Origin of the sequence: Leptospira gomenensis, from assembly GCF_004770155.1 — a bacterium.
Lineage (GTDB): Bacteria > Spirochaetota > Leptospiria > Leptospirales > Leptospiraceae > Leptospira > Leptospira gomenensis.
This window is the reverse complement of the sequence record NZ_RQFA01000063.1, coordinates 44,308-57,001: the sequence shown is the minus strand read 5'-3', so window position 1 is coordinate 57,001 and position 12,694 is coordinate 44,308. Positions and strand designations below refer to the sequence as shown.

Annotated in this window: 13 protein-coding genes and 1 tRNA gene; 4 read left to right on the top strand and 10 right to left on the bottom strand. The window is 47.6% G+C overall.

All coding sequences use genetic code 11. The features are described from left to right. Window positions 1–32: 32 nt before the first annotated feature. The 6 genes from EHQ17_RS14055 to EHQ17_RS14030 all read right to left on the bottom strand — a co-directional run bounded on the left by EHQ17_RS14055 (window position 33) and on the right by EHQ17_RS14030 (window position 6,912). On the bottom strand, window positions 33–1,112 hold the full coding sequence (locus EHQ17_RS14055; protein WP_135595638.1) for a PilZ domain-containing protein: 1,080 nt from the start codon (window positions 1,110–1,112) through the stop codon (window positions 33–35). 109 nt (window positions 1,113–1,221) lie between these two features. Then, a complete protein-coding gene (locus tag EHQ17_RS14050; protein WP_135595637.1) occupies window positions 1,222–3,501 on the bottom strand; it encodes an alpha-hydroxy-acid oxidizing protein in 2,280 nt (759 codons plus the stop codon). 15 nt (window positions 3,502–3,516) lie between these two features. Beyond that, window positions 3,517–4,656 carry a tRNA 2-thiouridine(34) synthase MnmA gene (gene mnmA, locus EHQ17_RS14045; RefSeq protein WP_135595636.1) on the bottom strand — a complete coding sequence of 380 codons (1,140 nt, stop codon included), beginning with the start codon at window positions 4,654–4,656 and terminating at the stop codon, window positions 3,517–3,519. Beyond that, a complete protein-coding gene (locus EHQ17_RS14040) occupies window positions 4,653–5,603 on the bottom strand; it encodes a pepsin/retropepsin-like aspartic protease family protein (RefSeq protein WP_135595635.1) in 951 nt (316 codons plus the stop codon). Before EHQ17_RS14040 ends, mnmA begins: the two co-directional genes overlap by 4 nt. Further along, complete coding sequence (locus tag EHQ17_RS14035) at window positions 5,582–5,812, bottom strand: hypothetical protein (RefSeq protein WP_135595634.1); 231 nt, start codon at window positions 5,810–5,812, stop codon at window positions 5,582–5,584. Before EHQ17_RS14035 ends, EHQ17_RS14040 begins: the two co-directional genes overlap by 22 nt. A 41-nt stretch (window positions 5,813–5,853) precedes the next feature. Beyond that, the gene (locus EHQ17_RS14030; RefSeq protein WP_135595633.1) at window positions 5,854–6,912 is read right to left on the bottom strand and encodes a sensor domain-containing diguanylate cyclase; all 1,059 of its coding nucleotides are present in this window, start codon (window positions 6,910–6,912) and stop codon (window positions 5,854–5,856) included. 196 nt (window positions 6,913–7,108) lie between these two features. On the opposite strand from EHQ17_RS14030, the gene EHQ17_RS14025 reads away from it, so the two are divergent. Then, a tRNA-Met gene (locus tag EHQ17_RS14025) sits at window positions 7,109–7,181 on the top strand. Between the two features lie 244 nt (window positions 7,182–7,425). Here the strand turns inward: EHQ17_RS14025 and proC are convergent. From proC to EHQ17_RS14010, 3 genes are read right to left on the bottom strand one after another with little or no spacing between them, the layout of a single operon-like run. Then, the gene (gene proC / locus EHQ17_RS14020) at window positions 7,426–8,199 is read right to left on the bottom strand and encodes a pyrroline-5-carboxylate reductase (RefSeq protein WP_135595632.1); all 774 of its coding nucleotides are present in this window, start codon (window positions 8,197–8,199) and stop codon (window positions 7,426–7,428) included. A 2-nt stretch (window positions 8,200–8,201) separates the two neighbouring features. Beyond that, entirely contained in the window at window positions 8,202–8,870 is a 669-nt protein-coding gene (locus EHQ17_RS14015; RefSeq protein WP_135595631.1) for a YggS family pyridoxal phosphate-dependent enzyme, read from the bottom strand. 1 nt (window position 8,871) lies between these two features. Then, window positions 8,872–9,648 (bottom strand): hypothetical protein, encoded by a 777-nt coding sequence (locus tag EHQ17_RS14010; RefSeq protein ID WP_135595630.1) that lies wholly within the window; start codon window positions 9,646–9,648, stop codon window positions 8,872–8,874. 135 nt (window positions 9,649–9,783) lie between these two features. On the opposite strand from EHQ17_RS14010, the gene EHQ17_RS14005 reads away from it, so the two are divergent. After that, on the top strand, window positions 9,784–10,503 hold the full coding sequence (locus EHQ17_RS14005; protein WP_246057561.1) for a flagellar filament outer layer protein FlaA: 720 nt from the start codon (window positions 9,784–9,786) through the stop codon (window positions 10,501–10,503). Here the strand turns inward: EHQ17_RS14005 and EHQ17_RS14000 are convergent. After that, window positions 10,475–11,095 carry an HAD family hydrolase gene (locus EHQ17_RS14000; RefSeq protein ID WP_135595629.1) on the bottom strand — a complete coding sequence of 207 codons (621 nt, stop codon included), beginning with the start codon at window positions 11,093–11,095 and terminating at the stop codon, window positions 10,475–10,477. The genes EHQ17_RS14005 and EHQ17_RS14000 overlap by 29 nt on opposite strands. Before the next feature lie 6 nt (window positions 11,096–11,101). On the opposite strand from EHQ17_RS14000, the gene EHQ17_RS13995 reads away from it, so the two are divergent. Together EHQ17_RS13995 and EHQ17_RS13990 are read left to right on the top strand one after the other, a co-directional pair. Beyond that, a complete protein-coding gene (locus tag EHQ17_RS13995; protein ID WP_135595628.1) occupies window positions 11,102–12,358 on the top strand; it encodes a 3-deoxy-D-manno-octulosonic acid transferase in 1,257 nt (418 codons plus the stop codon). Continuing rightward, entirely contained in the window at window positions 12,336–12,608 is a 273-nt protein-coding gene (locus EHQ17_RS13990) for a hypothetical protein (RefSeq protein ID WP_135595627.1), read from the top strand. Before EHQ17_RS13995 ends, EHQ17_RS13990 begins: the two co-directional genes overlap by 23 nt. The last annotated feature ends 86 nt before the right edge of the window (window positions 12,609–12,694 follow it).

Genomic DNA, 12,694 nt, shown 5'->3' with positions numbered 1-12,694 from the left:
AGAATCCGCATCGGAAGCGAAAGAAGGAGAATTCAGGATTCGGTTTCCTTGGAATCGACGTATGTTTGTATCATATTCTCTTCCCGCTCGTTTAAGTTGAAAAATTCGCAACCGATCCGGAACGTCTTATCCGTGTTGTTGATGTTTCGGATAACGGCGCGAAACGTACCTTTCCGTTCCGCATCCAGATTGAGGTCGAATAAAATCGTTTCCCCCACGGTAAAACTTCTGGAGAAGAATATGGACTGCGGATGAAAAAATCCGAGACCTTGCAGGGAAATATTGTCCACCGCGCATTTTTCCTTCGATTCCTGGAAAAAACCGGAAGCGATGATCTCTTTGGAAACCGCGTTCGCGGCTATATTAGCGGAATTGAAATCGTTCGTAGTAAGCTCTTTTTCCGAAAGGATCTGGATATAACCGAGGGGCGTATATCCTTTGTACCGGATCATGATGGAAATTTCGGAAGTGATCCTCGCCTCGAGTTTGTTGACGGAAATCAATTTGAGATATTCCGAAAAGGGAAGAAACTGAGGACCGCCGCTTCCGTCTCCGCGCGATGTGCGATCGGAGACGAAGATGGGTTGATCGAAGTTATACATCAGACGAAGACGGTTGTCCATCCGGTCCGAAAAGAAAATCCCCGAAAACGGATAATTATCGCGGAGCTGTTTGGCGTGTTTTTTTACGATTTCGTCGATCTTCTTATCCGCGAAACCCAAGGTCTTTCTTAGATTGGTTTGGTTGATGATATTGGTAAGACTCGTTTTTCCGTTTGCGGAAGGATCCACATGAATCCTCTGTTCCGCACGTTGTGCGGTGGAGACGTGGATGGAATTCGCCTGCAACAGTTCCACTCCGTTGGAAGGATTGTGCATCTCCACTTTGAAGTTGGCCGCGAAACGATGGTGATTGTGGATCAGAAAAAGAGTACGACTGGGTTCCGGTTCCGTTCCAGAAGGTAAGGTGACTACGATCCGAACCGCGTCCTTCAGACCGGCGACTCGTGCGGGAAACGGTCTACCGTTTACGAGAATGGCGACGGGCAACTTCGTAAATAAGGACTGAAGGATCTTGTGGATCGCTTCCGGATCGTTGATGATTTTATCCATGATAGTTAGTTAAATCGAGAACCGATTTTCGGACTCGAAGGAACCCGGTCGCGATTTTCGGTTTGCATATTGGAACGGAAAAGTCGGGTTAGTAAAACGATTTTTTCGTTCAGCTTTGCGAATTTTCTTGGTCAATTTTTTTCCGAAACAGGGATTCGATTCCAATGCCGCGCAAATCCGAAACTCCCGTAACGTTCATGGATTGTAAAAGACCTTCGGTATACTGGGAGATCAAAAAACGAACTCCCGCAACTCCGCCCCCAACCGCGAAAATCGCCATAGGCCGTCCCACCAATACCGTGTTTGCGCCGAGGGCGATCATCTTAAACAGATCCATTCCGCTGCGAACACCTCCGTCCGCCGCGATCTGAATTTTATCTCCGACCGCTTCTCGGATTCCCGCAAGAACCCGGGCCGTTCCGGGCATATCGTCGAGCACCCTTCCGCCGTGATTGGAAACCACGATACAATCCGCGCCCGCGTCCACCGCCGATTTCGCGTCTTCCGGAGTCATCACGCCCTTTACGATAAACGGAAGTTTGGTCAGAGAGCGGATCTTGCCGAGTTTGGAAACGTCCCGAGTCACGGAGGAGATGTTGCGTAACGTCATCGTTTTGAAATTCACGGCGTCCACGTCCATACCGAGCGCGAACAAACCCGCCCTTTCGGATTCCTGAAACCTTTCCCGCAAAAGGCCTTCGTCTTCCCTAGGTTTACAGATAAGAATCGCGTCCGCTTTCGTTTTGCGGACCGCTTCTAGCATGATGAGATATTTTTCCGGACTGGCTCCGTCGCCTAACCACGCTAAGGTGCCGGAAGTTCTACAACCTTCCAACAGGGTCGCGGCGAATGTGAATTCGTCCATGGCTCCGTTCATATTCGTGACCGCTCCCGTCATCGGTGCGGCCATCATCGGCGAAGAGATTTTTTTTCCCAAAAACGAGGTTTCCACGGAAGCGTTCGTGTGTTCACGGATGTATTTCGGGAGAATGGAAAATTCCTGAAGCGCGGCGATATTGTCTTGGAACGTCAACATTCTTCCCAAACCGCCCATACCGGGAACGCCGGAAGCGCAATCGGTTCCGTCGCACACTTTACAAACCCAGCATATATCCTTTCCGAACCGGATCCTCGCGTTTTGTTGGATTTCCTTTTCCGAAACGGAATAGAGTTCGTCGCAGGTGAAACGGATTGTGTTCTTTACTTGGTCGAAAATTTTCTCGGCTTTTTCGAGCGTGTCCGCGCTTATGATGACGTGTCCCGTCTTTTCGATGTTATTCGTCGGTTCCTGGATAATGTCTCCGATCTTGTTCATAAAGAAGAGATCGTTGACTCCTTCTATCTTACGGGCTTCTTCCGCGCCTTCGATAGAAAGGAGTTTTCCCCTCGGAGCCAAAAGACAACGTTCGATGGAAACGCGGCTCACGGAAGGATTCAGGTTGTCCGGTTCTTCGCCTAACGCGATCAAGATAGCCGCCCGGTTTAAGTTGATGCCCGAAGAAAGGGGAAACGTGAACGCGGACATAAAACCGCCCGACAGACGCGCCGCGATTTCTCCGACCTTCACTCCGTCCGGCGTTACCTTGATATCCCCTTTACCGGCGCCGAGAGTGATGCCGAGCGCCTTCATACTCCGAAACATCACGTCTTCCACTTCCTTCAAAACGGAAGGGTTTAAGGCCGAAGGCATATTGTGTCCCATCTCGATAAAAAAAGGTTCCCGTTCGATGATCCGATCGGCGATTCCGGTGATGACGAAGTTTCCGTTCCAGGTCAACGCATCGACGGAAACCTCGGGACCGGGCATATATTCTTCGAGAATCATTTCTCCGGTCGGAGAATATTTTTTCGCGTGTTTAAAGGCGGCTTGTAATTCTTCCCTGTTTTCCACCTTGATGACTCCGCGCGCGCCCATATTATCCGCCGGTTTCATCACCAACGGAAATTTCAAAAATTCTAATGCTTCTCTCGTGTCGGAAAGACTCCACACGGGGGCGAATCCGGGAAGAGGAATCCCCGCCTTTTTGAGGCGTTCGCGCATCTTCACTTTGTTGGAGGCGGCTTCCGCGTCCACATAACGGATTCCCGGAAGATCGAGCGCGTTCGCGACGGCCGCCACGGTCATACTCGCGTCGGTTCCCGCGGTGATCACGCCGTCGATTTTAATCTTGGTCGCGAGTTTTTTGGATTCTCGCACCATTCCTTCGATGTCCTTCGTGGACATCACCATCGGAATATCGCAGATCTTCATACCCGGGGCGTCCGCGTTCATATCGGCGACGACCGTGGTAAGTTTCATCATCTTCGCGGTTTGGATGATGGGCACCTGGAGAAGTCCGCCGCCCACGATCAGGATCGTTTTGCCTGTGATTTTAGGATTCGATGACAAAAGGAAAAATCCCCGTTACCCTTGTGCGGAAACCGCCGACTCGATCGGTTCCCGGATCTGCATTTGAATACTGTCCTTACGGATGATTCCGCCTAACAAAAGGTAGTCGGAATCGGAAGGATAAAACACCGCCGATTGTCCCGGGGTGACGCCGCGCACGTCCTCCAACGGAAAAACTACGAGATCATCTCCCCGTTTCGTGATTCTACAGCGGATCGGAGTATGTCTGTAACGGACTTGAACGCGGCATTCCAAAGATTCTCCTTCGATCAAAGGAGAAAGACCTTGGTAGTTGGCGTCGATCACGGAAAAGGAACCGGTATAGGTTTCATTCTCTTCTCCTAATATTACGGAACCGTCATCTTCGATCGCGATGACGTAGAGGGGATTTCTCCAAGCGATACCTAAACCTTTTCTCTGACCGATCGTGAAGTTTTCCCTGCCCTTGTGTTTACCGATGATTCGCCCGTCGCGCAGTTTGAAAAAACCCGGAGTGAACTCCACGTTTTTTTTCTCCAAAAACTTTCTATAATCGTTTTCCGGAATAAAACAGATTTCCTGAGATTCCGCTTTTTCCGCGACGGGAAGCCCCATTCTTCTTGCGATTTCCCGTACTTGCGGTTTGGTCATATCGCCCAAAGGGAATATTACGTTTTTAAGATTTTCTTGGGAAAGTCCGTATAAATAATAGGCCTGATTTTTAGCGGAATCGATTCCGTTGGCGATCGCGTAACGATCTCCGTTGTGCGCGATTCGCGCGTAATGACCCGTCGCGATTTTGTCGATTCCGAGCGCCTTCGCTTTTTCGAAAAGCGCGCCGAACTTGACGAAGGTATTACATTCCACACAAGGATTGGGGGTTTTACCGTGTTTGTAATCGTCGATAAAACGATCGATCACCTTCTCCTGAAACACCTTTTCCATCTTAACGACGTAAAACGGAATTTTCAGAGAAAGACCCACGTCTCTCGCGTCCCGGATGTCTTCGGGGGAACAACAGGATTTTTTGGTGGTATCGCAAGCGGGGGCTTCGTATTCCCAGGTGCGAAGGTTGACTCCGATCACCTCGTATCCTTCTTCCATCAGTAGGCCCGCGGTGACCGCGCTGTCCACGCCTCCGCTCATAGCTACGATGATTTTGCCCTTGTCCGTCATTTCGGTTCTCCGCCGTCCTTCCCAACTATACCTATAAGACTCCGTTTCATGTCCAAAAGAATTCTGTGTTCGTTCAGCCAGTTTACTCCCAGAATTCCCTGAATTCGAACTCCGGTCGAAGTTCCTGCAAACTCCACGGGAAGACCGGAGGAAAGAATTTCCAGATTGTCCACACAATCCGAGGCGCGGAGAAGGCAGAGCCGGTCCACGGTGAGGGTTTTGATTTCCTGAATCTGTCCCAGAATGTTCAAAACCTTCGCGTCCCGATTCCAAAAACTCTTCCATACTTTTCCGGGAACGGTTTGCCGAATTTCCAACAGGCTGATTTCCGCACCCGAGTCCAAAATCAAATTCAAAATTTCTCCGGTACCGATCTCCGCTTGAAGAACGGGCAGCCCGGAAAAAAAAAGCAGAGGTTCGATCCTGGAAAATTGTCTTTTCCATTCTGCGGTCGAGGAATTCGTTTCTAAAAAACGGATTTGATCCGGATATTCCAGAATGAAAGTCTTATTCCAAAGGGCGTCCACTCCGAGAATTCCGTCTATGGACGCCAAATTTCCGGAAAAGGAATTGGAATAAAACGTAAGATCACGGAACAGAATTCGACTTTTATCGAATAAACTCGCGGTACGCGTTCTTCGATAAGAATGATCTCTCCCTCCGGTAAAAACTAGATTCAGTTTTTTTTTAAGATGATTCTGGGTAAAAAATCTTTCATCCAAAAGACTGTAACGGGATCCGGTGTCTAAAAGAAACCGTAAGGGTTTTTCCCGATCCGATAAGGAAAGATAAACATAGCGAAGGTCGTTTTCGACATGAAACGGAAGAAGAATTTCCATTCCTCCGGACACGGAAGTGATCCGTGCCTGGGAAGGAAGAAGGGAGCAGCCGAGGAAAAACGAAAGAGTAAAAGAAAGAAAAAACCTCAGAGCAACTTTTTGATACATTTGTGGTTGGAACATCGTGTGTAATCGATCACGCAGTCCCTGTATTGGATTCCTGTCACCGGGTCCGCTGGTTTGTATTCTATAAAACAGGAATACGGGGAAAAATCAAATTTTTCTTTCCCCAGGGCGCGATCTTGGATCCGTTTCGTGAGTTCCCTTTCTTCGATTTGAGTCAAAGAAACTTGGTACAGCAGGAGATTTTTTTCCATACCGTATTCATCGGCAGATTCCGGAAAAAGAAGAGAGGTTTCTATTCCTCTTTGTAACAGACCGTACGATTTTTACCCGAATGTTTCGCCGTATACAATGCCTTGTCCGAACGTTCGATCAAATCCCGATTGTTTTTATCCTTAGGCCAAAATTCGGAAACTCCCACAGAAAGGGTCACTTTCAAATCGGGTCCTCCGTTGGGATTTTTCACCGAGCTGGCTTCGACGGCCTTACGGATTTTTTCTCCCATTTCATAACCTCGTTCCAGATCGGCTCCCGGCATAACGAGGCAGAATTCTTCTCCTCCGTATCGAGCCGGAGTGTCGTGTTTGCCCGCGTGACGGATCAACTGTTTGGCGACCTCGATCAAAACCTGATCGCCCGCCTGGTGTCCGTGTGTGTCGTTGAACTTTTTGAAGTTATCTACGTCGGTAAACAAAAGGGTAAGGTGCGATTTCTTTTTACGGCATCGATCCATCTCTTCCTTGAGTCTGGTCTGAAAGTAATGATGAACCTTGAGACCGGTCATCATATCGACCGTGGCGAGTTCGTAAAGACGGGCGTTTTCCACCGCAATTCCGGCTAACGTGGAAAGAGTGGTCAAAAAGTCCCGGTCCTCTTCCTGCACTTCGCTCATCGTCATCTTTTCTCCCAAAACGAGAAGGCCGTTGACCTTTCCCTTTGCGTTGAGGGGAATGATGAGATCGGCGCCGATTCCTCTCAGAAAATCGATTTCGGTTACGGATCGCCCCATACTTTCCTCGATCTGAGTTACGGTCATCGCCTTCATTCTGGTTTCCAAAAACTGGATAAGCGCAGCGTCCGTTTTGATACGGAAAGACTTTTCGTTTTCGGAAAGGTCAAACCCCTTATAACTCGGATCCAATTCGAAAAAATCGGAATCGGCCTCCGGGCTCACGTAAATGGCGGCGTGTAAGGTCTGAAGCTGCGCGAGACAGATGTTCAGGATCGCGTCCATTAGATATTTATAATCCAATGTCGAGTTTAGGGCCTTGCTGATTTCTAATAATTGTTTTTGATCATAGATTTTCTTTTCCAGATACTCTATCATCAAGGGATCATTTTCTTTACTGATCAAACGGTTAGTTCTCCGGTAAAATGGATACTAAGGAACCTTTCCAAATAATCGCCGAAATTCGTTTCAGCGGCTTTTTCATTCGACCCAAAATCCACATCCAGAGGATATCGGATCTAATTTTTCTCTAAAAATCAATTCTTTTTACGGTTTTATTCTTGCTTTCGAGAAGTTGTTTCAAATACTGACTTTCATACACCGCGCGGTGGAGCAGCTGGTAGCTCGTTGGGCTCATAACCCAAAGGTCATAGGTTCGAATCCTGTCCGCGCTAGTGTTTTACTCCTTCCCTATTTCTTTTCAAGATAAATTTTAATCCGAAGTGATTGTTTTCCCTAATAACGGAAGACCGGGAAAAGTTTGTCTTCTTTTTTCATTTTGAATAGGAATCTTAATTCGCACTCCAACGTTAGTCTCTTTTCTAACTCAAACTAATCAAAAAGAACTACAACCACTCCGACTTCACCTTTCTCAAGCTATAACAAGAATGGACGAAATCGGAATTAAATCAAAGACGTCTAACTTCCCAGTTCTTTCGAACGAACGGAAGCGGCGCGCACCGCTTCCAAAACACCGTGCGAAAAACCGCTTCGTTCCAATTCGGCGAGACCGGCGATCGTGGTCCCTCCGGGAGAAGTAACTTTGTTTTTCCAGACTTCCGGATGTGTCTGAGGATTTTTTTTGCGTTCGTTTCGTAAAAGTTCCGCGGCTCCGATCACGGTTTGAATGCTCAAGTCCAAGGCTTCCTGATATCCCAGACCGGACAAAACACCTCCTTCCGCCAAAGCCTGAATGAATTTAAAGACGTATGCGGGACCGGAACCGGACAAACCCGTGACCGCGTCCAATAAGGATTCGGAAGCGACGGGAAGAGTCAGACCGAGGGAAAAAAAAGTTTCGTTTACGGTTTCGTACAACTCCTTGTCTCCGTAATATCCGATCGCACCCTCTCCGACTAACAACGGTAAGTTGGGCATAACCCGGACGACTTTGGAACCTACGGGAAGATGTTTGCGGATGGTTTCGACTCCTATCCCCGCCGCGACGGAAATCACTTGTTTGGGAGTTGAAATCGAACGGAGGAGCTCCGTCACTTTCCCGGGTTTGACACAAACTATGATTAGATCGGCTCGGGAAGAGAATTCCTCCCAGGAAGACACGAGTTCTATCGTTTGATCGGAAGTAAGATACGGATCGTATCCTAATACCTGTGTCGGATAACGTTTTTTGAGGGAGGAATAAATCGCTCCTCCCATGTTGCCGCAACCTGCGATCCCGATGATTTGTTTCATGTTTAATTCCTTTCTCCGAATATTGCGCTTCCGATTCGAACGAAATCGCTTCCTTCCTCCAGAGCGATCCTGTAATCCCCGGACATTCCCATGGATAATTTTCCTTCCGGAAAGTAATTTTCCCGGATAATACGAAGTTCCCGAAAAACTTCCCTCGTACGGACCGGATCACCGTCGGAAGGTCCCATGGTCATCATTCCTTCCGGGACACAGTACGGATTAAAGAACGATTCTTTTTTTTCGAGAATCGAAATCAGATCCCGTTTTACGAATCCGTGTTTGGCGCTTTCCCCCGTAAGATTCGCCTGTAAAAAAATACCGATCTTCTTTTTTTCCTTCTCTGCGCGCGACGCCAATTCGGAAATCGTACGTTCCGTTCCCACACCGTGTGTGTAGGAATAACCGGAAAATAATTTACGAAGGGTCCCGCTTTGTACCGGACCGATATGATGAAGGATCAACGGATTGGGTTCGAGACGAATCCAAGGAGCGAATTTCTCCAAACCTTCCTGGACTCTATTTTCCCCAAAGTGGATCACACCTCCGTCCACGGCTTCCTTGATTTTTTCCCAGGGTTGAAACTTGGATACAGCGATGAGAACGGGCGGGTCGTTCGGTCTGATCGCGAGAAATTCCTCTTGGATCCTGAAATACCTTTCCGCAACGCCCATTTCAACCTTCGTCTTTTTTGAGTCGTTTCATTTCTCGTTCCAGCGTTTCCACCCTCTTTTCGAGGTTTTGTTTTCCGGTCTTACGTTTTCGTTTTTTTGAAACATTAGAAATTCCTAATTTTCTTTCGAGACGATTCACCCGGTTTTCCAGGGAACGGATGCGTTTTCCCGTTTTAACGGAGGAACTTTTTTTGGATTTGGATCCGGCTTTGGAAAAGGATTTTCCCGATTTCCGTTTGTGTTCGGTTCTTCCGTAGTCGGAGGATCCGTTGCGGTCGTGTTTGGGCCGCTCTTCGTTTTCCCGATACGAATCGGATTCTCCCTTTGCGGGAAGGCGTTTCTCTTCGCGAACAGTTTTCGATTGTCGCGCGTTCTTACCGTCCGAAATTTTATCCGGATCACGGGATTCCCGTTCCGTGTGTTTCGTTTTTTCTTCCGTGGAATTGCGTTGTTCTTCGGGCCATTCTTCCCGAAGCGGTTTTTTAGGAGCGGTTTCCGAAAGTGTGGAATCCGGATACGTTGGTTCTTCCGGTGGAGGGAAATTTTTTTCCTCCGTAGGCGGCGCGGTGCGTTCGTTTTGGTTTGTGTATGTTTCCGAATTCGATTCCGGGCTTAGGATCACTCGGTCGGTCCTCGGATTTCCGGAGGTTTCCTCGTTTTCCTTCTTTTTGAGGAATTTGGAAATATCTTCCCGGAATAAATAACTGTAAACGATCAAGGATCCCAGTAATAAGATTAGAACGCCGGACAAAATGATTTTCAACTGTTCTCGTTTCATGGATACACCTGATTCAACTATCGGATTTTTCCGGCTCCAAAGGGAGGGAAAAGAGGATAACTTCTGTTTTTCGAAGCCGTTTTCTCCGAATAGAATCCTGTGAACTCTCCGTTTTCCTTTTTCCGTCCGTCCGTACTGTTTTTTTCCGGTCTGATTTTATATTCCGCCGTCTACGCGGCTCCCGTAAAACGGGACCGGGACGAAATGAGCCGTGTTTCGATTCTCGAAAGGATATTGCGGGAATGGAAACAATACAATCTTTTTCTCGTGGATTCGTTCGAAGGGGACAGGCCTTGGGAAATTTACAGGGGCGTTTCCTTTTTAAACGAGATCCGATTCAATTCGCAAATTCCGGAAAGCCAGGCTTTTCTGAAAGAAAGGGAATCGTATCCTTCGTTAAACGTTTCGAACGACTATCGGTCGATGATGATTCAGACTTTTTTCGAGGATCCGAAACATTCCCAACTCGAATTTCGCCCGAAGGAACGGATCCGTCTTCCGATCGGAATTCCTACGCGGATCTTTTTTTGGCTGAACGCTTCCTCACAAAACGCGAAACTACAGTTGGTGTTACGACAACACAAATCCAAGGAGATCGTGATCGAACTCTCGGATTTGAATTTCGACGGTTGGAAACGGATCGAAAAAAAATTGGAAATTCCGCCTAGAAATATAAGGCTCAATCAGAGTCTTCAATATCCGTTCGAGGTAGCGGCGTTTCGATTGATTCCGGGACCGTTTCAGAAAAAAGGGGAATTTATTTTTTACCTGGATCGGATGGGAATTTTGGTGGATACGCGGGAAGACGCGTATCCCGGAGCGGAAATCAAAGATAACTGGGGTACTGGGTTTTGAAGAATTCCTCGAGCGAGGAAGGAGTTTTCGGGTCGAACAAAAACGTATCCCAGCCGATATAACCCGCGGCTTCCACGTTAGACGCGTTGTCGTCGATCAAGACGTAACGTTTGTCAGGAAAGTCCGTTTGAATCCATTGAAAATATTCCTCTGCAGGTTTACGGGCTCCTAATTCGCAGGAAAAATACAATTGGTCGAAGAGAGAAAACACCTCCTCCATCTCGGTGAATTTCCGAAGTTCCTTGTGCCAAACGGAATAGTTGCTCGCGAGAACGAGCGTGTTTTCGGCGGCCTTCAGACGTTTGACCAAATCCACCGTACCGGAAATCGTGCGGACCTTGGAGAACATCAGTTCCTTGATCTTTCTAGGATCGGGAAGATCGGGGTCGCCTCGGAATTCGGGCAGGTAGAATCTTTCGAAAAACTCCTCTTCTTCGATCCTCCCCTTTTCGAATTCGATAAAGGCTTCCCTTTCCCTCGCACGGATGAATTTTTCTCTCGATTCGCGGGAAAGGATTTTATAAAGTGCAGAATGGAACGGATCCTTGATCAACGTATCCATTAGATCGAACGCAAACAAAACTCCGCTCATACACCCATGATTTTTCTTTATAAATTTCTGACGACCTTTCTTCTTTTCTGGATCGTTCCGATTTCGTATCTGATCCCTTCCGCAAGAATTTTTTTCCAAAAAAGAAGGCGCGATAAAAAAAGGATACTGGCGAAAAATCCGGATCTAAACGGCAAAACGGTATTCTGGTTTCACGCGGCTTCCGTCGGCGAACTCGATCAGTGCAAGGCCTTGGCTTTGGAGTTTCGAAAAAAAAATCCGTCCGCATTTCTGCTTCAGTCGGTTTTTTCGGAAAGTGTTCGAGATTCTCAGCTGGAAGCGTTTCCCGCGGACGAAACGTTTCGCCTTCCTATCGACACTCCGTTTTCCTACGATTGGATCTTTTCCAAATTTCATCCGAAGGTTTTGGTTTTGATGGCATGGGACACGTGGCCGAATTTGATTTTGACCGCGAAAACTTTCGGAACCAAAGTCGTGTTAGGTTCGGCGGTAATAGGCGGTCGCAAACAAGGGTTCATGGGGCGATTGACCAAAGCCGTTTTCCGACATCTCGACGGCATTTATCCTTCGCATGAGACTTTTTACGATTCATTCCGTTCCCTGGTTCCTGATATAGTTCCGATTAAAGTTTTGGGCGACACACGTTTCGATACGGTAATAAAAAAAATCGAGGACAACAAACGGGAGTTTCGACCGCCCCCCGGATATCCGTATTCAAAAATCATACTATTCGCATCCACTTACGAACCTTGTGAATCTTTGTTCGTTTCGTTTTACTCTTTTTTGCGCGAAAAAAAACCGGATTTGTTAAACGAACTCGCGTTCTGGATTTTTCCGCATAAAACCTCGCCCGACCGGATCGTTTCCATCGAACATCTTCTTCAGGACGCCCGTATCCGTTACCAGACCTGGACTTCCACTCCTTACGAAAAAATGGACGCTCAAACGATCGTCTTTGACGTATTAGGCGTTTTAGCCTTCGCATATCAGGCGGCCGATTTTGCGTATGTAGGAGGCGCGATCCACAATCGGGTCCACAACGTTCTGGAACCTGCTCTGTTCGGTTTACCTTTGATGACGGGTCCGAACATTTCCAATTCTCCCGAGGCGACGATCTTGCGAAAAACGGGGGGCCTGTTTGTCGTTTCGAAGCCGGAGGATATTTTGGATGTTATCGATCGGCCGGAATCCGCGTTGGAAGTCGTCCGAAAACACAACCGGGATTTCGTTCGAAGCGGACGCGGTGCGGCGGAAAGATTGTATGAAGAAATTAAAAAATTATAATTTACTCATTTTATTTTTATATTTTTTTTCTCCGACTTTTTCCGCAAAAGCGGACGAGGACGATGTCTCTCGAGAGGTGCGTTCGATTCAAAAAGAATGCAGTAAAAAACTCGAATCCTGTTTGTCGCGTTGTGATGAGGAATTCCCGAATTTCAGAAACGTTAAACGCGGTTATTGCAGGGACGCGTGCGTGCTAAAAAGCAAGGATGAAGAAGGTTGTCTGATTTATTTTTCATCCAGTCGTCGTTAAATCAAACTACCGGATATCGGGAAGATTTTGTAGGAATTACCACGATTTTTTCGTGATAAAAACCGGGCCCCCGCCCGAGTTAGGGA